General features: G+C 42.7%; 21 protein-coding genes. 7 read left to right on the top strand and 14 right to left on the bottom strand.

Going from position 1 to position 24159, the window contains the following annotated elements:
• The first annotated feature begins 288 nt into the window (after positions 1–288).
• Positions 289–930 carry a hypothetical protein gene (locus C4S61_RS06365; protein WP_103923934.1) on the top strand — a complete coding sequence of 214 codons (642 nt, stop codon included), beginning with the start codon at positions 289–291 and terminating at the stop codon, positions 928–930.
• Positions 931–1153: 223 nt separating this feature from the next.
• Here C4S61_RS06365 and C4S61_RS06360 read toward each other — a convergent pair whose 3' ends face one another.
• Entirely contained in the window at positions 1154–2725 is a 1572-nt protein-coding gene (locus C4S61_RS06360) for a solute:sodium symporter family transporter (protein WP_103923933.1), read from the bottom strand.
• 473 nt (positions 2726–3198) lie between these two features.
• Here C4S61_RS06360 and C4S61_RS06355 point away from each other — a divergent pair, with 473 nt between their 5' ends.
• A complete protein-coding gene (locus C4S61_RS06355; RefSeq protein ID WP_235009828.1) occupies positions 3199–3594 on the top strand; it encodes a hypothetical protein in 396 nt (131 codons plus the stop codon).
• Between the two features lie 78 nt (positions 3595–3672).
• Here the strand turns inward: C4S61_RS06355 and C4S61_RS06350 are convergent, their stop codons facing one another.
• Positions 3673–3975, bottom strand: coding sequence for a hypothetical protein (locus tag C4S61_RS06350; RefSeq protein WP_103923932.1), 303 nt, complete (start codon positions 3973–3975; stop codon positions 3673–3675).
• A gap of 35 nt (positions 3976–4010) precedes the next feature.
• Between C4S61_RS06350 and C4S61_RS06345 the strand changes: the two genes are divergently transcribed.
• Entirely contained in the window at positions 4011–5138 is a 1128-nt protein-coding gene (locus C4S61_RS06345; RefSeq protein WP_103923931.1) for a sugar phosphate isomerase/epimerase family protein, read from the top strand.
• 529 nt (positions 5139–5667) lie between these two features.
• Here the strand turns inward: C4S61_RS06345 and C4S61_RS06340 are convergent.
• The 4 genes from C4S61_RS06340 to C4S61_RS06325 form a co-directional block, all read right to left on the bottom strand.
• Positions 5668–6186, bottom strand: coding sequence for a hypothetical protein (locus tag C4S61_RS06340; protein ID WP_103923930.1), 519 nt, complete (start codon positions 6184–6186; stop codon positions 5668–5670).
• Positions 6176–7324: a 6-bladed beta-propeller gene (locus C4S61_RS06335; RefSeq protein WP_103923929.1), complete on the bottom strand. Its 1149-nt coding sequence runs from the start codon at positions 7322–7324 to the stop codon at positions 6176–6178. Before C4S61_RS06335 ends, C4S61_RS06340 begins: the two co-directional genes overlap by 11 nt.
• Positions 7325–7387: 63 nt before the next feature.
• Positions 7388–7642: a hypothetical protein gene (locus C4S61_RS06330; RefSeq protein ID WP_103923928.1), complete on the bottom strand. Its 255-nt coding sequence runs from the start codon at positions 7640–7642 to the stop codon at positions 7388–7390.
• Between the two features lie 505 nt (positions 7643–8147).
• A complete protein-coding gene (locus tag C4S61_RS06325; protein WP_103923927.1) occupies positions 8148–8846 on the bottom strand; it encodes an SDR family oxidoreductase in 699 nt (232 codons plus the stop codon).
• A 149-nt stretch (positions 8847–8995) separates the two neighbouring features.
• Here C4S61_RS06325 and C4S61_RS06320 point away from each other — a divergent pair, with 149 nt between their 5' ends.
• Positions 8996–10288: an amidohydrolase gene (locus tag C4S61_RS06320; protein WP_103923926.1), complete on the top strand. Its 1293-nt coding sequence runs from the start codon at positions 8996–8998 to the stop codon at positions 10286–10288.
• A gap of 138 nt (positions 10289–10426) precedes the next feature.
• Positions 10427–11719, top strand: coding sequence for an amidohydrolase (locus tag C4S61_RS06315; RefSeq protein WP_103923925.1), 1293 nt, complete (start codon positions 10427–10429; stop codon positions 11717–11719).
• Between the two features lie 580 nt (positions 11720–12299).
• Here the strand turns inward: C4S61_RS06315 and C4S61_RS06310 are convergent.
• Both C4S61_RS06310 and C4S61_RS06305 read right to left on the bottom strand, forming a co-directional pair.
• The gene (locus tag C4S61_RS06310; RefSeq protein WP_103923924.1) at positions 12300–13415 is read right to left on the bottom strand and encodes a DUF4249 domain-containing protein; all 1116 of its coding nucleotides are present in this window, start codon (positions 13413–13415) and stop codon (positions 12300–12302) included.
• Positions 13408–15855, bottom strand: coding sequence for a TonB-dependent receptor (locus C4S61_RS06305; RefSeq protein ID WP_146064355.1), 2448 nt, complete (start codon positions 15853–15855; stop codon positions 13408–13410). Before C4S61_RS06305 ends, C4S61_RS06310 begins: the two co-directional genes overlap by 8 nt.
• Before the next feature lie 70 nt (positions 15856–15925).
• Here C4S61_RS06305 and C4S61_RS06300 point away from each other — a divergent pair, with 70 nt between their 5' ends.
• A complete protein-coding gene (locus tag C4S61_RS06300; RefSeq protein WP_146064354.1) occupies positions 15926–16393 on the top strand; it encodes a hypothetical protein in 468 nt (155 codons plus the stop codon).
• Here the strand turns inward: C4S61_RS06300 and C4S61_RS06295 are convergent.
• Positions 16390–17208 carry a purine-nucleoside phosphorylase gene (locus C4S61_RS06295; RefSeq protein WP_103923921.1) on the bottom strand — a complete coding sequence of 273 codons (819 nt, stop codon included), beginning with the start codon at positions 17206–17208 and terminating at the stop codon, positions 16390–16392. The genes C4S61_RS06300 and C4S61_RS06295 overlap by 4 nt on opposite strands.
• A 95-nt stretch (positions 17209–17303) precedes the next feature.
• Between C4S61_RS06295 and C4S61_RS06290 the strand changes: the two genes are divergently transcribed.
• The gene (locus tag C4S61_RS06290; protein WP_103923920.1) at positions 17304–17828 is read left to right on the top strand and encodes an NADPH-dependent FMN reductase; all 525 of its coding nucleotides are present in this window, start codon (positions 17304–17306) and stop codon (positions 17826–17828) included.
• Positions 17829–17831: 3 nt separating this feature from the next.
• Here the strand turns inward: C4S61_RS06290 and ftsZ are convergent, their stop codons facing one another.
• The 5 genes from ftsZ to murG all read right to left on the bottom strand — a co-directional run bounded on the left by ftsZ (position 17832) and on the right by murG (position 24156).
• Positions 17832–19454 (bottom strand): cell division protein FtsZ, encoded by a 1623-nt coding sequence (gene ftsZ, locus C4S61_RS06285; RefSeq protein ID WP_103923956.1) that lies wholly within the window; start codon positions 19452–19454, stop codon positions 17832–17834.
• 117 nt (positions 19455–19571) lie between these two features.
• A complete protein-coding gene (gene ftsA / locus C4S61_RS06280) occupies positions 19572–20879 on the bottom strand; it encodes a cell division protein FtsA (protein WP_103923919.1) in 1308 nt (435 codons plus the stop codon).
• A gap of 9 nt (positions 20880–20888) precedes the next feature.
• Positions 20889–21644 carry a cell division protein FtsQ/DivIB gene (locus C4S61_RS06275; RefSeq protein WP_103923918.1) on the bottom strand — a complete coding sequence of 252 codons (756 nt, stop codon included), beginning with the start codon at positions 21642–21644 and terminating at the stop codon, positions 20889–20891.
• Positions 21641–23047 (bottom strand): UDP-N-acetylmuramate--L-alanine ligase, encoded by a 1407-nt coding sequence (murC, locus tag C4S61_RS06270; protein WP_103923917.1) that lies wholly within the window; start codon positions 23045–23047, stop codon positions 21641–21643. Before murC ends, C4S61_RS06275 begins: the two co-directional genes overlap by 4 nt.
• Positions 23044–24156 carry an undecaprenyldiphospho-muramoylpentapeptide beta-N-acetylglucosaminyltransferase gene (gene murG, locus C4S61_RS06265; RefSeq protein WP_103923916.1) on the bottom strand — a complete coding sequence of 371 codons (1113 nt, stop codon included), beginning with the start codon at positions 24154–24156 and terminating at the stop codon, positions 23044–23046. The genes murC and murG overlap by 4 nt, the downstream gene beginning before the upstream one ends.
• Between the last annotated feature and the right edge of the window lie 3 nt (positions 24157–24159).

Below are 24159 nucleotides of genomic sequence, written 5' to 3'. Positions count from 1 at the left end.
CACAAAAAGATACAAAAAAAGGTGTAGAAAAGTAATTTTCTTACACCTTTTTTTACTAACAATTAACCATTAAAGGACTTTTTCAGTGGCCTCCCAAAAAGAAGGGGTTTTTTTATTTAATGTATTTATAGGTGATAAATTCAACTCTTTTTCCATCTCATTTCCAACACTTTTCTTCTTTGATAAAAATACCCGGTACTGGGTATTTTTCAGGATTTTAAATTTCTTAAATTCAATCCTACATTCACTTTCATTCTTTTTTCCAACATATTTTAAAAAAATAAGATCATGAAAATTTACACATTAGGTATTTGTTTATTTCTCCTGAGCACATTTGCCACCGCCCAGACGCATTTGTACGAGCATCCTCAGATTGACCAATATATTGCGAAACACAACAAGGTTGCTATCCTTCCATTTAAAACCTCCATTACCCTTCGACCAAAAGACATGAAATCTATGAGCAATGAACAGCTGAAGAAAATGGAGGAGGATGAAGGCCTGAGTATTCAAAACGCAATGCACTCTTGGTTTCTTAAAAGAGAAAAAAGTGGAAAATTAAAAGTAAGTTTCCTTGACCCATTGACGACAAATGCCAAGCTTAAAAGAATGGGTGTAACATTTGAAAATTTTGGCGATTATACCCCTGATGAACTAGCTGATATGCTTGAAGTAGATGCCATAATAATGGGGTCGTTTGAAACAAACAAGCCCATGTCTGAAGGTGCTTCTGTTGCATTAGGTTTATTCGTTGGAATGTATGGCAGCACAAACAAAGCTGTCCTAAACATGTCAATTTATGATGCCGAAGATGGAATCCAAGTAGCAAATTACAATAAAGGAATCTCGGGAACTATGGGTTCTTCAACCGAAGATTTAATTAATATTTTGATGAGAAAGGCTTCCCGAAGAATCTCTTATACCGAATGATCCGGCCTTAAGAATTAACAAAATGAAGCTCGCAGCAATGCGGGCTTTTTTTGTTTCGAGGAATTCAGATCCTGACTTTTCCAAAATTTCAAACCTTAGAAAAGGCCACGGGCTTACTTTCAATTTTCATGAATTTCATCCATAAAACCATGCAATTTGAAAGTTAGACTTTCAAATTGCATGGTTTTCGATAACTAGGAAGACTGGAATCACTGAATTTCCCCTACCTCCCCAAAAACCAATAAATCATCACCGTCACCACACAAAGCACAATCGAAAGCGGCTTTGCAAATTTCCATTCCTGAAGATTGATCGGGCCTTGGGGTATTGCCTCCACAACTTTTGCAGGGAATTTTAAACTGACCAAGTACATCACACCCAGATTCAGCAAAAACTCAATTCCCCAGATATGAATAAAATGGATATCGACTTCCAATAAAAAGGTAGTAAGAATATAAAATGAAAAACCCACGGCCAAACCTGCCTTTGCACCTACTGCTGAGATTTTGGGCATGAAAAATCCTGCAATCAGAACTGAGGCAATTGGAATGAAAAATATCCCATTCAACTGTTGCATCAATTGGTAGAGTCCATCGGGGGCATTGGCTACCATGGGTGCAATAAGGATTGAAATCACGGCAAGAATCAAAGAAGTGAGTTTCCCGACTTTGACCAGTTTGGAATCCGAAGCACTTGACTGAATCATTTTTTTGTAGATATCCAAACTGAAAATCGTCGCTGCTGAATTCAAGACTGAGTTGAAGGTACTGAGAACTGCTCCTAAAACCACTGCGGCAAAAAAGCCAATCAGGCCGATGGGCAGTACTTTTTTGACCAGAACAGGATAAATCACATCCTGATCTCCAAAATACTGTTCCCCATAATAATAGAAAGCAATGACTCCGGGCAGCACAATGATCAGTGGAATCAGAATCTTAAAAATTCCTGTAAACAACAATCCCTTTTGGGCTTCAGCCATATTTTTGGCCCCAAGTGCGCGCTGAATGATGGTCTGATTCATCCCCCAGAAGTACAGCTGATTGATCATCAAACCGGTAAAAAGTGTGCTAAATGGCAATACTGAATCCGAAGATCCGATCACATTAAACTTCTCCGGGACTGCTTCATAGACTTTGGTCAATCCTGCGGCGACATTACCACTCCCAATTTCCCAGAGTGCAAAAACAGGAACCATCAAGCCTCCAACTACCAAACCCACGGCGTTGATCGTATCGGAATAAGCCACTGCTTTCAGTCCACCCAAAATTGCATAAATGGACCCGATCACTCCGATGGTGATTACCGAAAGCCAAATGCCTTCTGATTTGCTGATCTGAAGGACCTCAGAGACATTGAAGATACTTTCCAGATTTATCGCTCCGGTATACAACACGATCGGTAAAAGGGTAAACACAAAGGATAGCATCAGAAGCAGGGACACGATGGTTTTGGTCGTATCATCATACCGCACGGCCAGATATTGTGGTATGGTCGCCAAACCCATTCTCAGATAAATCGGTAAGAAGTATAAGGCTGCTATCACCAATGCAACTGCTGAAGTCACTTCCCAAGCGATGATGATCATGCCGTTTTTATAGGCTGATCCATTCATCCCGATCAAATGCTCGGTAGAGATATTGGTCAAAATCATCGACCCAGCGATCACACCTCCTGTCAGACTTCTGCCTCCCAAAAAATACCCATCCTTCGAGCGCAGATTCTCTTTTCTCAACTTATACCAAGAAAAAAAAGCCACAAACAGCGTAAATCCAACAAAAGAAATAACAGTCAGCATGAAGTTTATTTTGGGTGGTAAATTTCAAAAAAAGAAATTGGCTGTCTCATAAGTACCGATTGTCACATTGAGTCTTAAATATCCTGCGAACATACAAAATAGAAATGACAGGGTTTTTGAAGCCCAAAGCCTAAAATTCTTGATTTACGATTGAAGTTTAGCTGTTTAGACAAAACATTGATCGGAAGGGCGCGGTGGGAGGATTTGCCAGCGAGCCAGCGTTCGGCCTCGTGCGGTGGGAGCTTTGGCAAATCTTGTCCCGATAGTTATCGGGATTTTGGTTCTTTTGGGTCGAGCCAAAAGCACAAAGAAAAAAGGATTGCCAAAACTGTTATTAAATCGGCGAATAATTAGTTAACCTCTGGAAATCGACCCGTTCATTTCAAAATAAACTATGGAAATTTCAATATTTAAAAAACAAACCATACGCTGTCATCGGTAGCATAGTCGAAATGTAGTCCCATTTACTGGAAATGGTCTTCGTACTGCCCAACTCTCGTTGGTCAGGTGCTCAGGCTGACATCGAGATGCAATTTGAGACAGCCTCTTTTCATTCTATTCCCATGAACCAAACGCTCCCTGAAGAAACGTTCAGTCTGATCACCAAAGACTTCCAGCTTCCTGAAATCAGGGAAGCGTTTTCTGAAGAAAAAGCATTGACTGTGCTTACCAAAGCCATCAGTCAATTGATGGACCGCAATCTGGAACGGCTACTTCAAGTCTGCTATCGAATAGATCTGGCGGAAAATAAGCTCAAGCAAATCCTGCATGAATCGGAACCTGATTGTGTTGCTGCAGATTTGGCAAAAGCGCTTTGGGAAAGGCAAAAGCAAAAAGTGGAGATCAGGAGAAGGTATTCGGAAAAGTGATTTATCGAGTGGGATCGTTGATTTTTTCTGGATTTCATCTCTTGTCAAACAAGTCAGTAATAAAGATAAACCTTCATTTCACCAGCTTTCAGATTCTTTTTCTAAATCATCTTGGTCCTGATATTTTCCGGAAACAATATTTTCTGACGCTAAATCAGCTCTATTTAAAAGCTCACTTTTCGAAAGTCGATAGGGTTTTTCTTTTAAATAGGCCTCCAAAAAATCGATGGATTCCTCGTCTTCTATCGAAATAAGGCTTTTGATAAGATCAAGTTTCCGGTTTTGAATATCCATTTTCAAAATATTTAGCTTTTTAAATACAAAGGAATAAAACCTGTTTGGAAAGTTAACCAATAATCCAATTCCCATTTTTCGCTTCATTTCATTTCCCTATTTTTAACCCAAACCCAAAAACCATGGCAAACCCCATTTGGATCATGACTTCGGCGTTTGATCAGCTGAATTTGGATCAGACTATCGAAAAAGCAATTAAAATCGGCGTGCAGGGACTGGATCTCTGTGTCTTCCGAAAAGATGGAACGCGGGATGATTTTGTCGCCACGCATCTGGATTATGAAAACTTCGGGCCTGATCAGGCTAAGGCATTGATTAAAAAATTCAATACCGCCAAACTTCGACTTTCAATAGGTGCCTTCGAAAACCTGATCGGCGGGGATCCGATCCATCGGGTCAAAAACCAAAACCATCTGCTCAAACTGATCCGTATCGCGCACTTGCTCGGTGGAGATGAAAATGACGTCAAAGTCGGGACTTTTGTCGGGTACAATCACGAACTGGGAAATGAAGAGGGTGGATTTGAGAAAAACCTGCTGGAATATCAGCGGATTTTCGGACCAATTATCCGTTACGCAAATGATCTCGGAGTGACGGTTCTCTATGAAAACTGCCCGATGGAAGGCTGGAGAAGTTCGGGTTTTACGGGGACTTACAACAACCTAACTGGAGTCTTAGCCGCCAGAAAACTCATGTATGAACTCGTCCCCGAGAAAAATCACGGGGAAATCTACGACCCTTCGCATGACGTCTGGCAGCACACCGATCCTGTGGAAGTCATTAAAAACACGGACATAAGCCGTCTGAGACGCATTCACGTCAAATCGACACGAAATAATCCTGATCCTTTCTGGGGAAATATGTATCCCATGCAGCAAATCCCTGCGGAATGGGCAGAAAAGCTGGGAATCCACTCCAGCACCAATTCTTGGGACAGACATCAGTATGAAGCGACTTTACCTGGTTTTGGTTTGGGGGATTCCATGGACTGGCGAGCATTCACTTCGATCCTAAGGGAAAAAGGCTTTAATGGACCATTTGAAATCGAAAACGAAGCTAAGCTTTCCAAACAAACCGGAAAGATGGGAGCCATTGTACAAGGCTGCAAAGCAGCGGTTCAAAACTTAGCGCCTTTACTTTGGGAATTGACTGACGAGGGATGGACTTATCCAACATCAGAATACCATCCACTTCGGGATTTAGGTAGAAAGGACATTCCTTTGGTCACGATAGCTGATATTTTAGTCTAAAATGAAAATAAGTTCTAAACCTAGTCCTAGAATATTTCTTTTCCCACATGGGAAAGGCAATTTTCCCGGGTTAAAATTTTAAGTTTCAAAAGATAGTAATTGCCTCCCATCAGGCCGTAGTATTTTCTCTATATTACTGAAGTAAAGTTGGGTGCTGGGTGAAGTTTGCCCGCAAAACAAGGCGTCATATCCTTGCCAATTTGGAATTGGTCCATTTTTATATGGTCTTGCATCATAAGCAAATTAACAACTTGTAGCTATTAATGAACTAGTTGAAAACTTATGCCTATTCCAAATCAACTTCCTTCTACCCCAATAGGAAAGTAATAAAAGCTGAGCCATGATCGGATGTCCAGATAAAAAACTCCGCTCACTTTCCTTCATACTGTTATTTCCTAATCGAAGCGAAAATAAAAAAAAGATGGACAGTTCAAAAAGCTTCCCATTTTTCATTTTGTAATATTCCAAGATAAAATTATTTATGCCTCTTTCGTTCTCGGACGACAGTAATAGATGATATTAATTAGCTTTATAAAAAGATTTTTAAGAATTCGAAATAGTTGGAAATCTTAACTATGTCACCTTGCTCAAAGATTTCAACACAACTTAAATTACCATTTTTCACAAATCCTAATTTCGGAAAAAACTCGTGAGATTTAATAAAATCTAAATCCTTGATATTTAAAATTTCAATATTTTCAATTGAAACAACATTTTGTAAAGAGAATCTAACCTCTCTATCTTTTATATTATCATTTCTAACGAATATAATATTTTTAAGACCTACCTCCTTGTAAAATTTTCCCAACTCCTCTGTTAATTCTTCAAAACAATTAAAACAAGAACTAGAAGGCATAATGAATAATACAAATGTTTCTTTCTTTGTAAATTTATCAGGAAAAACCTCATAGAACAAATGACTATCCAAATCTCTATTGACCATCTCCATCAAAGTTGATGGGATTTCTTGGGGTTTATCAATTTTAGATTCCTCAACTGAACACCCTAGCAAAAGCCAAATTACAATTAAAACTAGATTACCTTTCATTAAAAATTAATAACAAAGGATTATCTCCGTCTACAACTCCAAAATCTTTCTGGAATTCACCAAGCACGCTTGATTCGGATGGCAGTACCAGATAACCTCTCCCATTTCCAAAAGATCCAATTTTAATTTCTTCATCCAAAGGTAGCTCTATTGATTTACCTTTATAATCCAATATAATGCGATGCCCCGATACCAATTTGTTAGTAGATTTATCATATACTGATAAAAAGGCTTTTCCCTGATTGAAAAATCGATAAATTAGAAATTTTTTGGATTCAAATACGTTCCCAACATTAAACGACTTATCAGTAGAATTGATAAATTGAAAGACATCTACTATTGATGAATATCCTTTCCCCAATAAATCTGATTCAAGTAACTTGTTTTCACCAAAATCAATAACATATGCAGGAGACAGATTTCCTGTTTCTTTAATGTGATAAATCGTGTCATTAAAAGAATTTACAAAATTATATCCTTCTGAATCAAGTTTTGAAAAAAAATCATGTCTCATGACATGTAAATACCTAGACTTTTCTAAGTTAAAAGAAAGAAGACTTCTATCAAATTTATATCCACTTGCTAAATTATCTCCTTTAAAATAAAATAAGGAATAGGGATCATCTAAAACAAGCATATATCCAGGAGTACCAATTAAACCTTCTCTTAGTTTTTCAATCCCAAAAAAAGGGTGATTTAAATTAAAATCAATCTCAAGATTGAAATCATAATCAAATTGAAAAATTTTTCGAGAACGAGAATCATAGACCCACAGCCTATTTTCATCATTTAAAGATATTATGTCAGTTAGATTAGAAAATTGATTTGGCCCATCTTTTTCTCTAGAAATTTTTGAAATAAATTCTCCAGATTTACTAAATTTATAAACAGACTTACCTCCTTTAACAAAATAAAACTCATCTTCAACCACTTTATGAATAAAATCAATAAGCGAACTATCAGTTGATTCTAAAAGAACAACATTATTTATAGTTAAAAAATTAGACAAATTAACCCCTTCATTAATAGAGGGAAGATTTTGATCGATTACCTTATATTGATTTCTGATCTCGCTTTGTTCCTCTCCAGAACAACTCAACAAAAAAATGAAGCCAATACTCCAAAGAAAATATTTCATAAATTTTAACGATTATTTAATAGATGTACAAAATTACTTATACCTCTATTAAAATTTTTGGATTTAACATCCAGCAGCATAACAATAATATTCATTTGTGTTAGCACAGCAGTACCTAGTACCGGCTTCATTGCCCATAAGTGGACCGCAATAAGCCGACGGCTCACCACCCCCACCCATTCCTTGGGAAAACCCCGGAGTTACAAATAAACTGAAAACAGAATCATTGTTCTCAGGTTCTAAAGTTAATTCCATGGTTAAAGAGGAGAGAAAGAATACTCCAAACATAGTTAAAATAACGGATAATTTCCTTTTCATAAAGTATGTGTTTTTGGTTAATTGAATTACCAATTGTAATTAGAAAAATCTAAAACACAAAAAAAAATTCAAGTCAATTAATTCTTAGAATATTCCAAAAAAAATATAAATTCTATTTTTACGAAATATTCTCTCCCCCCTCCCTAATAATTTAATATAAATTCAGAATTTAGTTTTGTTTTTTGACTAAAAAATTAAAAAAAATTTTTATTCCTTTTTTGATAGTTTTTTGTATTAAATCAAAAAAATAGGCCTCCCTAAATGATTAATTGCAATGTCCCCGGTAGATCAAAATGGCCTCAACTCAAGCATCAATAAAAGATTAATAAATGCGAAAATAATGTATCAGTCAGAGTCTTAAATTTTCTGCGAACATACAAAATGGAAATGACAGTTAATTACCTCGAAAGCAGTGGGAGGGGTGTCACCCTGAGCAGAGTCGAAGGGTCCTCGACTCCGCTTGGGCTGACACAAAATGGCCAAGTCAAATTATGTTACCGGGAACCTACTTCTTCCCCTTCGGCCTAAGCGGCCTACACTCCACATCCGCCACAAAGTAATTCGGATGAGTTTCCAGCGTCTGAACGATGGTCTGAGCCACATCTTCAGGTCGCATCATGTTCTCGTTAGTAGTCGTCCCTTCTATTTTATCAAAGAAGTTAGTCTGGATAGAGCCGGGATAGATCGTAGAGACTTTGATCCCAAAATCCCTCAACTCCATATACATCGAATGGGAAATTCCTCTTACCGCATGTTTGGTGCCGACATATCCCGCAAAGTTGGCTACGCCATTCAGTCCTGCGATGGAGGCTACATTGAGAATATGCCCTTCATCGGCGGCTTTCATAGCTGGTACCAATCGTTTGCTGACGTAAAAAATCCCATGCACATTGGTGTCAAACATGGACTTCCAGTCTTCGGAGGACATTTCTTCAAATTTCCCGGCTATTCCAAATCCTGCATTATTCACCAAAATCCGGATGTCCTCTCCCAGCATTTTCACTGTTGCTGAATAAGCCTTTTCAACTTGATCTTCCCGAGACACATCGCAGGAAAAAAAGTGAAAATTCCCATGCTTCAGATCGGGTGCTGTTCTTCCCCAGCCTGCTACAACAGTACCTTTTTCCAATAATTGCTTCACTACTTCGAGACCGAGACCTTTGCTGACTCCGGTGACGACTGCGATTTTATTTTTAAGCTCCATAGTAATTTCTTTCTACAGGTAAAGGAAAATAACAGTGAAAAGTTTCCCTGACCTGGATTTAATCAGACGGGGAAGGGAATTATAAATCATCAATCCTTATTTTCACCAAACCAAATAACCGCTAACCGAACAATCAACCTTAGTTTATTATGAAAAAACTACTACTCCCACTACTTCTGATCAGCGGAACGGCCTTTGGCCAAACCAAACTCCGACCTGAAATCGATAAAAAAGCTACCGCAATCGAAGACAAAGTCATCGAGTGGCGCAGAGACATCCACCAAAATCCTGAACTCGGAAACAACGAAATACGGACTGCAAAAATGGTTGCAGATCACCTGCGTTCCTTAGGAATCGACGTGCAGGAAGGTGTTGCTGTGACAGGAGTAGTAGGAATTCTCAAAGGCGGAAAACCGGGTCCTGTCGTCGCACTTCGCGCCGATATGGATGCGCTTCCGGTAACGGAACGAGTGGATTTACCTTTCAAATCAACCGTAACTGCTACATACAACGGACAGGAAACAGGCGTTATGCATGCCTGTGGTCACGATACCCATGTGGCGATTTTGATGGGCGTGGCTGAAGTTTTGGCTGGAATGAAAAATGAACTTCAGGGTACTGTGAAATTTCTTTTTCAGCCTGCTGAAGAAGGAATCTATCAGGAGGGAGTGACCTCTTGGGGTGCCAAGCAGATGGTGGAAGAAGGCGTGATGAAGGACGTGGATGCAGTTTTCGGCTTGCATATCGGTTCACAGATGGAAGTAGGGAAGATCGGCTATCGATCCGGACCTGCTTTAGCTGGAGTTGACAACCTGGAAATCACTGTCCATGGAACTCAAGCGCACGGAGCTTCTCCTTGGTCTGGAGTGGATCCTATCGTTACTTCCGCCCAAATAATCAGTGGCCTGCAAACCATTATTTCCAGAAATGTCAACATTACCGCAGCTCCGGCTATTGTCACTGTGGGAGCAATACATGGTGGAATTCGGCACAATATCATTCCTGAAAAAGTAGAAATGATCGGTACCATTCGGACATTCGGAGACGACCAACAAAATCTCGTACATAAGCGGGTCAATGAGATTGCCACCAACATTGCGGAAAGTGCAGGCGGCAAGGCTGATGTCAACATCACCAAACTCTATCCTGCTACGGTAAATGACCCGGAACTTACCGAACTAATGGGGCCTACCATTTTGGCGGCCGCAGGAGAAGGCAATGTGCTTACCAATCCATTGATCACCGGTGCGGAGGATTTCAGTTTTTTCCAACGCGAAAAGCCGGGGCTTTTTATTTCCCTGGGTGGCATGAAAAAGGGTGGTGACCCAACCAAAACACCATCCCATCATACGCCTGATTTCTACATTGACGAGGGAGGATTTGTCTTGGGCATGCGCGTATTAAGCTATTTCGTAGTGGATTACATGGGAATGAAAAAATAGGTTTTTCCATTTTTCATCCGGAAAATCCCTCAAAACACAAGAAAAGAACCCATGATTTCTTAAGTGGGATTTGGATAATTTAAAGAAAACTTTCTGCCGAAAAATCAAATTCTCATTACCGTACCTAAGTTTAGCTTTATGAAAAAGATTCTCATTTCCCTGTTTTTACTTCCTTTAGCAGTACTTGGTCAATCCAACCTGCATGAACCGATTGACCGAAAAGCTTCCGCCATTGAGACTAAAGTAATCGAATGGAGAAGGGACTTCCACCAATATCCTGAATTGGGCAACAAGGAATTCCGTACTGCCAAGATTGTAGCTGATCACCTGCGCGCCTTGGGAATGGAGGTGACTGAAAATGTCGCGGTCACCGGAGTGGTAGGAGTTCTCCAAGGTGGAAAAACTGGGCCAATGGTGGCACTTCGGGCAGATATGGATGCGCTGCCTGTGAGTGAACGAAATAATCTTACGTTCCGATCATTAAATACCAGTACCTACAACGGACAGGAAACCGGCGTCATGCATGCCTGCGGTCACGATTCTCATGTTGCTATTTTGATGGGTGTGGCAGAAGTTCTTGCTGGAATGAAAGATCAATTGGAGGGTTCTGTCAAATTTGTCTTTCAGCCTGCTGAGGAGGGCATCTATGAACCGGGGGTGACGACATTCGGAGCAAAACAAATGGTGGAAGAAGGCGTGATGAGCAATGTAGACGCCATCTTTGGTTTACACATTTGGGCTCAGATAGAAGCCGGGAAAATCGGCTATCGCTCTGGTCCGTTTATGGCAGCAGTGGATAATTTGGACGTAACCATCTCGGGGACTCAGGCGCATGGCGCTTCTCCTTGGTCAGGCGTAGACCCGATCGTCACCTCCGCTCAGGCTATTCTTGGTCTCCAAACTATCCTTTCTAGAACAGTCAATATCACGGAAAATCCAGCCGTAGTCACCATAGGAGCAGTTCATGGTGGAATTCGGCATAACATTATTCCCGAAAAAGTAGAGATGATCGGAACCATCCGAACCTTTGGAGATGAGCAGCAGGCCTTGGTTCACCGTAGGATAACTGACATCATCACCAAGATTGCAGAAAGTGCGGGGGCTAAGGCAGATGTAAAAATTGGAAAACTCTATCCCTCAACTGTAAATCCACCTGAACTCACCAATCAAATGCTTCCTTCACTAACTGCGGCTGCAGGACCTGACAATGTCATAGCCATGGATCCTGTGACAGGTGCGGAGGATTTCAGTTTTTTCCAAAGAGAAAAACCGGGATTCTTCATTTTTCTAGGTGGTATGAAAAAAGGCGGTGATCCTTTGACCACCCCTTCACACCATACACCGGATTTTGTAATTGATGAAAGCGGCTTCGTTTTAGGTGTACGCGCGATGAGCTATTTTGTGGTGGATTACATGGAAATGAAAAAGTGAATAAGACAGCTCATAGGCCATAACCTATAGAAAACCCCTCCTGAAGCGATTCGGGAGGGGTAAATTTTTTAGCAATAAAACTTCCGAATACACGGTGAAAGTTTTGAATTGAAAACTTACTAATCCCCATTTAACATTTACTAAAAAGGGCTCGCCTCCGCTACCGATGACAGCGTGTATAGGATTTTGAAAATACTGAAATTTCCATAGTTTATTCTGAAAGGGACGGTTCGATTTCCAAAGGTTAACTTATTATTCGCTGATTTAATAACAGTTTAGGCAATCCTTTTTTCTTCGTGCTTTTGGCTTGATCCAAAAGAACCAAAATCCCGATAACTATCGGGACAAGATTTGCCAAAGCTCCAACCGCACGAGGCCGAACGCTGGCTCGCTGGCAAACCCTCCCACCGCGCCCTTCCGATCAATGTTTTGTCTAAACAGCTAAACTTCAATCGTAAATCAAGAATTTTATGGCTTTGAGCTTCAAAAACCCTGTCATTTCCATTTGGTATGTTCGCAGGATATTTAAGACTCAGCCTGACGCCACTTTACAACTTTACCACCTTCCAACCGTTTATTCTCACTCGTCAAACCACCACTCCGGGTAGAATCCCTGACTATCCGGAAATACATTGCAGCTCAGGCATCTGGGATCGTACTGATCTCTCCTGCGACCTGGGACATATTCACAACTTTTCTCCAAAAAGAAAGGGACATCCCCAAAAGTGGTATAGATCCGGGAAACCTTAGCTGTAGCAACTTCAAAATAGCCTAAAACGACTTCATCGGGATCATTGACATTGTAGAGATTCCCGCGAATTGGGGCTGGTGGGGAATCAAATACAGACCCAGTGTTGTTTACCAATTCACGAACTCTTCTCCAATAATCATAGGCATCTTTGGATATGCTCAATTGCCTGACATTGAAAAAGTGCCTGCTTAGAAATGATTGGTCTACAAGACGTTTGGCTACGATTTGAGTGCTTTTCCCTCCGGGTCGATTTAGTAAATCTCCATTGATCAGTGTGATCCGCTCCGGATCTGGGAAACCAAACACGATACAATCTGGAGGAGGCCGATTGAATGAGTTTGGGAAGAAAGTCAAATCCCAAAAATACGCTTCATCCACAGTCCACCGCAGGTAATAATCTCCTACTTGTTCCGGTAATGTCACTTCGGATTGAATTACTACCTGAGCGGCGTCTGGATTATCACCCAATCGAGTTCGCTCAAAGGAAAAACTCAGTTCATCCGATCCAATGGCCTGAGGGAACGTTTGTACTTCTGAACGATAGATTCGGTCTCCTACTTGTATTTGCAAAAAATATCCTACAGCTGATCCTACTCCGAATACTGAATTTTCGAGTAGCTCATACCTTCCCGGCTTGGTTTCACGAAATTCTTTTCCCGGGTTTGCAATCCCTTCATATTCCAAGGTCACTCTTGCACCTCTTACCGGTCTCGGTTTATCATCCAAGGTGAAATATCCATTTTCCTCATCAGAAAGTAATGGCTTCCTGGCCTGAGAGGTAGTTTCTGAAAGAAAAACCACTTGAGGCTCATTCAGATTGGTCAATGTCCCTGACACAATCAATCGCTCCCGCTCGGTCTTTTCCAACTCAAATTCGATCTGCTCCACGCAGGAATTAAAGCCTAGAAAAATACACAGCAAACTTAAAATTCTAAACTTATTCATTGCTCCCTCCCCATTTGATGCTGTAGGTAATGGATGGAAAAATTGACCCCAAAATCGCCAGTCGATAGGGTCTCAACTCCTGCGAATCACTGTCCTTTTGCCAAAAGACAGAGTAGGCATTTTTCCTTCCAAATAGATTGTAAATACTGAAATTGAGACTGTCTCCTCTTTTGGAAAAGACTTTCTCCACGGTGTAGGATAGATCAACCCGAAAATAATCCGGAATTCGGTATTGATTTCTATTGGTGTAATCCGGTACGACCAGTCCTCCATTTAGGATATAAGAGGCGCTCACCGCACTCACTGGCCGGCCAGTGGCATAGTTGACCGAGAAATTGAAAAGTCCTCTCGGGTACATCTTACGGCTGAGAATGAAATTGACTTCGTGCGGCTTATCGTAATTCGAGGGAAAGCGCTCATTTTGATTGATCTGCTCTTCACTAAACCCGCTTTGGGAAGTGAAAAAGGACCTCGAATAGGTATAAGCCAGCCAGCCCGTCACCACTCCAAGGTTCTTTTTGATCAAAAACTCCACACCATAGGCCTCCCCTTTTCCAAAGACCAACTCTGTTTCCATGTGAGGATTCAGGAAAATCTGTGCAAAATCCCGGTATTCTACTTGGTTGACACTAGTTCGATAGAAGGCATCAATAGAGTACTCCCAACTGTTGTCTGCCTTATTTTTAAATACACCGAAGGAAAAATTGTCTGATCGCTGCGGTGGGATGTAAGTCGTGCTGAGCTGCCACAGGTCAATCGGAGTCGGACCAAACGTATTGGACACAGACTGGATGTATTGAAACAGCCGAGCATAGCTCAATTTGATCGAAAGTGTGGGATTAAGATTTTGTCGGAGGGAAAATCTCGGTTCCAGGCCGGAATAGGATTTTATCTTCCCCTTCGGGAAAGGAGTTTCTCCGCTGATTTCATTCGCGCTGATGGGCCCATTGGGATTGTATTGATAGACTGTATCTGATCCAAGCTGGGAATAAGTGGAATACCTCAGCCCTCCAACAAAACCGGTATTTTCTCCCAACTCATATTCCAAAGTCAAAAAGCCGGAAAGCTCCAAGCCCCGCTCTTTCCCCACTTGCTCCACCTGAACTGCTGAAGTTTCGTCAAAAGGCGCAATTCGCTCGGGTTTGCCTTGGTAATAGATTCCTTCCATGCCACCTGTAAGCGCAAGTTTGTCATTTGCCCAGGTTGCCGAAGCCTTGCCCTGCTGATAGCGCATGCCATTTTTCACCTTGGCAGCCTCTACTCCCTCGGGATCAAAAAAGGCATTGTCAAAGTTGCCATCCGCCAGCAATCCTGTGAGGGAAATATTTTCTCCCAAAATCCCCTTGTACCTCAGAGAACTGATTCGATTGGCCCATTCGTAGCCGAACTGATCCGAAAACTGAAATTCATCCCCGGTGACCAGGGTATTGGCTTCGAGTTGATGGCCTTTTCCCAGATCCCAATTCACACCCAAATAGCCATCATAAAAGTTCAATTTGCTATTCTGAATATCCAGATCTCGTGCCTGACCTAGTAGCCAATTGACATTGGAAAGCCGACCACCAAAAATCACGGACACCTTATCTTCCAAAATCGGTCCTTCCAGCAGGATTTTTCCGTTGGAAGTCCCCACTCCGACTTGCCCCTGCCAGCTTTCTTTGCTTCCCGGTCGCATCAGGATGTTGAGTGCTGATCCAGCTCTTCCTCCAAAATTTGCCGGTAGGTTTCCCTTGTACAGCGTGAAGTTTTCGGTGACATCGGTATTGAAGCCTGACAAGAAGCCCAGCGCGTGATTGGAACTCAAGACCAAGACTTCATTCATCAACAAAAGATTTTGATCTGCTTTGGCTCCGCGAACATTAATACCGGAAGTCCCTTCTCCTACCGAACTCACCCCAGGAAGTAGCTGAAGTCCTTTGAAAATATCCGCTTCGCCCAAAAACGCAGGAATGGCTCTCAATTCGGCAGTTGTCAATTTGGTGACTCCAGTGATCGGATTTCGGACATTGCGGTCAGGCTCATCAGACATCACCACTACTCCCTCTAGTTCGAAAGCCTTTTCAATCAACTGGAGATTTACCACGCCATTTTCGTAAAGCGAAATTTGGGTGAAAACCGGAATATTGGAAATATGGCGAAATACGACACGATGAAATCCCGGAGTTAAGGTGAGGTAATAAGTCCCAAATCGATCCGTACTCACTCCGGTAAATATCCCATCGACATGGATTCCAACGCTCTCAATGGGTCTACCACTTTCTTTTGAGGTTATTTTACCCGTAAGAATGTAGGAATCAGGGTGATTCCCATCGCTTTTTCCAAAGGAAAAAGTCAATGAGTCTGTCTGAGAAAATCCAGAAAAAACCGAAACAAGAAAAAAGAAAAACAGACCTGTACAAAATCTCACCATATTCTTTCCAAGAAACTTATTTTTTGCCAAAAATTGTATATCAATTTGAAAAACGATCAAAACTCCAATACGTTTTTAAGAATAAAAATGAATGGAGAAAATGAAAAAATTATGGTTCTTCCTACTGATTTGGGCACTTTTCGCCGGGTGCAAAGAAGAGGAATCCCCGGAAATTGATGCCTTTATTTTCGGCAAATGGAATCTGTTCTGCGAAGACAACTGCATGCAGATTTATAAATTGGACAAAGGAAAATTGTACGTGGACGATATGAATTCCTTCAGGGATTCTCCGATTATTACTTACAAGTCCACGCCATTGAGTGAAGATTTTGCTCTGCTGGCACAAAACCTGAGGGATGCCTTTCCGGAATCTTATCTATTGCCAAGAGGACTTGAGTTCATAGCCTGTCCCAATTGTGCAGAAGAGGGAGGCTACTATTTGGCATTTGAAAATCGGGAAGGCGTCCTTTGGTGGCAAATCGGAACAATCCCTGAAATATGGCCGGAAGAAATAAAGCCGTTTATGCTGCAACTGGTCGAAACTATAGATCAGCTCCCGGACCGTTAAATCTGAGCGACAAGTTCTCGTATGACCAAGCTCATCACGGGCTCAGCTTTGGCAGCCGCTGCTAGGACATAGGCGATGTCCACTTTGTGGATTCGCCCTTCCACGCCCAGATCAGTAATGGCAGATATTCCAAACACCTCCATGCCTGAATGACGGGCAACCAACACTTCAGGCACCGTACTCATGCCCACGGCGTCACCTCCGATTATTTGGAGGTATTTGTATTCTGCCGGTGTTTCGAGATTTGGTCCTTCTACTCCGGCATAGACTCCTTTATGAAGTTTAATTCCATGTTTAGCACCGATTTTCATGGCTTTTTCGATCAAATCATGGGAATAAGCATCACTCATGTCGGGGAATCTTGGTCCCAACTCATCGTAATTCTTACCTCTAAGCGGATTCTCTGTAAAGAGATTAATATGATCTGTGATGATCATGACTTCTCCCACTTCCTGCGCGGGATTAAGACCTCCACTGGCATTGGAAACCAATAAAGTGCTTACGCCCAATTTTTTCATGACCCGAACCGGAAAAGTAACCTCCTTCATCGAGTAGCCTTCGTAATAATGAAAACGCCCTTTCATGGCCACTACATTTTTTCCCGACAGGGTACCAAAAATCAACTTACCCGAATGGCTCTCAACTGTAGAAACCGGGAAGTGCGGGATGTCTTTGTAGTCGATTTCCAACTCGACTTCGATCTGATTCCCAAGATTTCCCAAGCCTGTACCCAAGATAATTCCAATCGGTACTTCGGTAGGATTCAACTTTTGAATAAATGAAACTGCTTCTTGAATTTGGTCGAGGTAATCCATGTTTTTGGTTGATTTACGGGCAAATATAGGTTTTTGGTTTTGGCTTAGAACTTTTACCCCTACTTGCTTGTATAGAAAACAGAAAAAATCCACTCATGGTTAAAATCATTGTAGGTACCAATCGTAAAAATTCAGTTTCGAAAGTAATCGCTGAAATCTATCAATCCATCCTTTTGGAAAAAGGAGCTGAATCAGAAATTCTGGAATTGGAACATTTACCTGCAGATTTTCTCGCTACGGCACTTTATGAAAACACCGGTAAAAATCCAGGTTACAATGCCTTTCACGACCGCGTAAAAGAAGGGAAAAAATTTGTCTTCATTGTGGCGGAATACAATGGTTCTTTTCCCGGTATTCTGAAATCTTTCATCGACGGGATGACCTATCCGAATACATTTCGAAATAAAAAATGTGCTTTGGTTGGGATATCATCAGGAATTGGCGGGGGTGGCATCGCTTTGAGCCACCTCACCGACATCTTCCATTATCTGGGAATGCATGTTCTTGCTCTGAAGCCGAAGCTTGCTAAAATCGAGCAAAATATGTCAGATAACCTGCTCACCAACAGGCTGTATATAGAACTGCTGCAAACCCAGGCAGACATGCTGCTTGAATTTTAAGGCCTAGTCCACATTATCATGCAGGAATCTGTTATTGCCGAGAATTTCATTCTCGTCACTCAGATTGTACTTGCTGGTTTGAGACTCTGAACTGTGCTGCGGTTCATTCAATACCACGTTTTTGCGCTGATAAGCCGGCACGTTCAATTTCTCCTTCAATTCTTCAGGACTTGGATTGAAAGCCCGGTTACCCTTTAACTTCTCGAATCGCTCATGCGCTCGCTGAATGGCCTTTTGCTTCATTTGCTCGTAATAATCATTTGCAAAAAGCTGTGGAACCGGCTCTGATTCCTGAGGCATTACCTCTGATTTCTTCTCAGACTCATCTTCTAGTTTGAATACAATTTTTTCAACTTTTCCAGTTTCCTGAATTGAATCTGATTTTTCTTCCTGAAAAGGATTAACGCTGAATACAAACTCCTCATTTTCATCCTCAACAGGCTTCATTGGAACGGGAGCATTTACTTTGGGAAGATTGAAAGTAAACGTGGAACCACCGGAAATCGGTTCTTCTTTCACTTTTTGGCTCTTGCCTGAATCCAAATTGATCACCGTTTTAACTGTTTCCGGATTTGCTGCGGGCGTGTTGGCGATTGGATTTGCAAAAGCTGAAACAGGTGCAGAAAACTCCTTGGTTTTTTGCTTTTCAGTGAGTTTGTCCATTTCAAATCCTGTGGCAATGACTGTCACTCGGATCGCTTTACCCAAGTCCGGATCGATACCCTGCCCAAAAATGACCTCAGCGTTTTCGCCGGCTTTTTCCTGGATGTATTCAGTGATTTCGCTGAGTTCGTCCATTGACAGCTCCTCTTCCTCTCCAGACATGATGGAAAGAAGGATTTTCTGAGCGCCTTTGATATCCACATTGTTGAGCAAAGGAGAGGAAATCGCAGCACCCGCAGCACGGATTGCACGTCCTTCGCCTTCCTCGGTGGATGAACCCATTACGGCCGCACCTGCTTCTTTCATTACGGTCTTCACATCTTCAAAGTCCACGTTCACATCCTGATGGATCGTGATGATCTCAGCGATAGACTTTGCAGCTGTGGCCAGGATATCGTCTGCTTTGCTGAAAGCAGTTCGGATCGCCAAATTGCCATAGATCTCTCGCAGCTTGTCATTCAAAATAACAAGAACTGTATCGCAGTTTTCTCTGAGGGATTCAATTCCCGCCTGAGCTACGGCCATTTTCTTTTTGCCCTCAAACAAAAACGGGGCTGTCACAATACCGACAGTCAGAATGTTGAGTTCTTTGGCAATTTTAGCCACAATCGGCGCAGCACCGGTGCCTGTACCACCTCCCATGCCTGCGGTGATGAATACCATTTTCGTATTATCCGCCAAAAGCTCCCGGATCTCATCCTGAGATTCCAGTGCTGCATTTCTGCCTTGTTCCGGATTGGCACCTGCGCCGAGACCTTCGGTGAGATTAGCTCCCAGCTGAAGCCTCAATGGAACGGGTGATGATTTGAGTGCCTGTGCGTCTGTATTGACCACGACAAACTCCACATCTTTAATCCCTTGGGCGTACATGTGGTTTACGGCGTTGCTGCCGCCTCCTCCCACTCCAATTACCTTGATAATTGACTTTTGGTTTTTGGGGAGGTCAAATCTGTAATCTTTCATGTTATCTGACATATTTATTGAATTGGTGAATGTTTTCAGTTTTGATGTATTCTAGAAAGGGATAAAGAGGGAAGTAATCTGCAAGGCGGATTACCTCCCCAATCATAAGCCCTAGTATTAGTATTCTTCCCCGATATCGTCGGAGATTAAATTTTTCAATCTGTCGGTTATTCCTTTAAAGAAATTATTTGCAATAGCTTCTCGTCTAGCAGCAATGGGAGGCTTGATACCTATGTTCGCCTTTCGTTTCAAATAGCCCTCCTCGCGGTTGTCCAGCGCCTTGAATCCCGCGAGAACGAGCCCAACGGAAGTGGCGTACATCGGACTTTTCACTTCCTCGATTACTGATTTACCCAGGTGTTCATTTGGAAATCCGATTCTTGAATCCAGGCCGGTCATGTATTCAAATAGTTGGGAAATGCACTGCAATTGAGAGCCTCCTCCAGTGATCACAATACCGCCGGCAAGCTTTTTATAGTAGCCGCTTTGCATGATTTCGTTTTGGACGATTTCGATGATTTCTTCCATCCTAGCCTGAATGATTGAGGCGAGATTCCGGATGGAAATTTCTTTTGGAGGTCGATTTCTCAGCCCCGGTATCGATACAATTTCATTGGGATTGGCTTCTTCGGCGATTGCTTTCCCAAATCGGGTTTTGAGCAATTCGGCTTGATTCTGCATCAGCATACAGCCTTCTTTGATATCGGCAGTGATGATGTTGCCACCCAGGGGAATTACGGCTGTGTGCCGGATGATATTTTCGTAGAAAATGGCAATATCCGTAGTCCCTCCTCCGATGTCCACAAGACATACCCCAGCCTCCTTTTCATCGTCACTCAACACGGAAAGTGAACTGGCCAAGGGCTCTAAAATCAATTGTTTGGACTCCAACGAAGCCTTTTTGACACATTTGTTGATGTTGTGAATAGCGGTAGTCTGGGCAGTAATGATATGGAAATCTGCCTCCAGACGTGTGCCTGCCATTCCAACAGGATCTTTGATTCCCCCTTCGTAGTCTACGGTATAATCCTGAGGCATCACATGGATGATGCTGTTGCCAGGGGGCACCACTATGTTGTGCATATCTGCCGACAGGCGCTGCACGTCCTCCACGGTGATTTCATCCTCTGTGGGCTGGCGCATGATGCTCCCATGCATGATTTTGCTTTGAATATGCTGGCCGGCTATCCCGACGATGACCTCCACGATGTTTACATCAGCCATATTGGAGCAATCTTCCACGGCTTTTTGGATAGCATGCACCGTCTTTTCGATGTTAGTCACAATTCCTCGATCCACGCCGTCAGAGACTGCCTTACCCATGCCCAGGACTTCGAGTTTGCCAAACTCATTTTTGCGTCCGATGATTGCGCAGATTTTGGTTGTCCCAATGTCCAGTCCTACAATTAATTTGTCGTTTTCCATATCCAAGCTTTATTCACAAACAATTTGATTTTTAAACTTCACGCTGATTCGCTCGTAAGCATTCCAGCCTTTTCTCGGTAATATTTCCTTGTACAGCACTTCGATTCGTCTGAATTTGCTCTCAAAATCAAGTGCATCTCCAAACTCTATCACCTGTTTTCCTACCTGCTGATACACACGGATGTCATCTCTCCTATTAATCTCCAGCTCGCTCACCTGAGCATTCCAAAACTCATTCTCGGTGACAAACCGAATCAACGGCATCAACTCCGGCATCGAATCGACACTCCCCTGATCCATCAATTGCTCGGCGTATGCACCTTCCAAAATCAAGACACGGCTGGTATAGCTTGGCGAAGTGGGAATGATCCTGCCTTCCGTGGTGAGGTATCCATCGGCAGCCATTGGTCTTGCTATTCTTGCGATCGGTTCGTGTTGATTGAGGGTCACTTTCAGGATTCCCTTTTGTCCAATAAAGGTTTCCACTGATTTGATAAAAGGATGACCTGAAAGCCTCGACTCTACCGCTGCCAACGGGACATCCGAGATCGGAAGACCAGCTTGAAGTTCAGGAAACGCGGATTTTAGAATTGCTTCTATTTCTTTTTCTTCAACAAAGTACACTCCACTGACAGCCTTCAGATCTACCTCTAATCCCCGATAGGCTTTGTCTTGGATTTGTTTTTCGACAAAGCCGATAAAGCCGATCAAAACCAGCAAAATGGTCACTAATCCAAGTACTTTTTTGAGTTTTGTCTTATTCATGCCTCAAATTGTTTAGTTCTTGAATGTGTCCATGCAGCAATGCCGGGGACCAATCGATCAATATCTCCTGCACCCATGGTCACCAGGACTTCGGGTTGAGATTCCTTCAGGTAATCCATGACCTGATCTTTACTTATCAATAGTTTCTTTCCTGTATTTATCCCCTCCAATAGCATCGCTGAATTCACTCCTTCGATTGGAAGTTCCCGAGCCGGATAAATGTCAAGCAGCACCACTTCATCGGCAAGGGAAAGACTTTCCGAAAATCCTCGTGCAAAATCTCTGGTCCGGGTAAATAGGTGAGGCTGAAACACGACCGTAATACGCTGAGTCGGATACATCGCCCGGACAGAACTGAGGCAAGCTTTGATTTCCTCAGGATGATGGGCATAGTCATCAATGTAGATGTGACCCGGAGCGTTGGAATGAATCTCAAATCTGCGCTTCACTCCTTTGAAAGTCTTGATTCCGGTTCGGATCTGATCTTCTGTCACACCATGATCTATTGCTACCGCAATGGCCACCAACGCATTTTCCACATTGTGAAATCCTGGGATATGTAGCTCCAAGCCTTTGATTTGGGATTTTGTCCCCACATAATCAAAAAGGAAAATTCCGGGCTTCGCAATGATGTTTTCTGCATGAATTCCATTGGATCTCAAACCATATTCTCTGATTCCGGAACTGATTCCCAGATTTTCGCCAAGTCGATACCAAGCATGAGCCTGTATATAGAGTTTGCCCTTTTTATCCAAAAGCTTGATAAAATCACGGAATCCAGTCAAAATTGTGGCCTCATCACCGTAAATATCCAGGTGATCCGGATCTGCGCTTGTCACTACTGCCTCATTCGGATGAAGTCTGAGAAATGAGCGATCAAACTCATCTGCCTCCACCACGACAATGGTGGCTTCTTTGGACTTACCCGGCAAAATGAGGTTGCTGTTGTAATTCTGGGTGATTCCACCCAAGAATGCGGCAACGGGTTTACCCGCTGATTTCAATAAATGAGCAATCAGCGAAGAAGTGCTCGTTTTGCCGTGGGTCCCTGCCACAGCTATCGAATAGAAATCTTTGGTAATCATCCCGAGCACCTCAGACCGTTTTTTCAGGTTATAGTGTGCTTGAAAGAAATTCAGAAGCACACTGTCCTTTGGAATCGCAGGAGTCCACACCGCTAAGACTTCATCTGGATTAGTCGTAAAATCAAGCGGAATAGAAGCTGCTGTATCCTCGAAACTGATCAGCATCCCTTCCTTTTCAAGCTCCTCGGTCAAAGGAGAAGGGGTCTTGTCGTATCCTGCTACAGGATAGCCTTCATGTCGGAACCATCGCGCCAAGGCACTCATGCCAATGCCGCCGATTCCAAGGAAGTAGACCTTATTTATACCTTTGAATGTCATTGAATCAGTTTTTCCAGTTCGTTCACGATGGCAGTGGCCGCATCCGGCTTAGCCAACTTTTTCATATTTTTCCCCAATGCAGCTGCCAATTCAGGGTTTTGCATCAGCGCTTCTACTTTACTTTTCAATTGCCCGACAGCTTCGGAATCCTTGAGCAACACAGCAGCCTGATGATTCACAAATGCCATCGCATTTTTGGTCTGATGATCTTCAGCCACATTCGGAGAAGGGATGAAAATCACCGGCTTGCCCACCAGGCTGAGTTCGGAAACCGAAAGCGCTCCAGCTCGGGATACGATTACATCTGCGCAGGCATAAGCCAAATCCATCTCCCGGATAAATTCTCTCAGGTGGATATGCTTCAGGTTGGATTCCTCCATTTTGGACAGCATGTCTTTGAAATAGAACTTTCCACTTTGCCAAAGCACCTGATAGCCTGCTTTCTCCAGCTCTGCCATGTCACGGAGAACCGCCAGATTGAGAGTTCGCGCTCCTAATGAGCCGCCTAAAACCAAAATCGTCGTCTTCTCCTCCACCAAGCCAAAGTGCTTGAGCGCCAAATCTCTTTTTCCGGACAAGTCCAGAATGTCTTTCCGTACCGGATTTCCTGTGATTCTGATTTTTTCCGCAGGAAAGAATTTTTCCATTGCCGGATAAGCCACGCAGATGGTTTTTGCCTTTTTGGAAAGAAGCTTATTGGTCAAGCCCGCATAGGAGTTTTGCTCCTGAATGAGGGTTGGGATGCTTTTATTTTGAGCAGCATAAAGAATCGGTCCACTGGCGTAGCCACCCACTCCGACAACCGCATCCGGACGGAAGTCCTTGACGATGCCGGAAGCAATCCGCAAGCTTTTCAAAAGCTTAATCGGAAAGCTCAGATTGTCCAAAGTCAGGCTACGCTGAAGTCCTGCCACGGGCAAGCCTTTGATCTCATAGCCAGCCTCAGGGACTTTTTGCATTTCCATTTTTCCCAAAGCACCCACAAACAGAATCTCACTGGCAGGATGTTTTTCCTTCCAGGCGTTCGCAATGGCAATGGCCGGATAGATGTGTCCGCCTGTGCCGCCGCCGCTGATGAGAATTCGATATGTTTTCTGAGTATTAATGATCTT

It is taken from the genome of Algoriphagus boritolerans DSM 17298 = JCM 18970 (genome assembly GCF_900108085.1).
Classification (GTDB): domain Bacteria; phylum Bacteroidota; class Bacteroidia; order Cytophagales; family Cyclobacteriaceae; genus Algoriphagus; species Algoriphagus boritolerans.
This window is presented reverse-complemented; position numbering and strand designations above follow the sequence as displayed.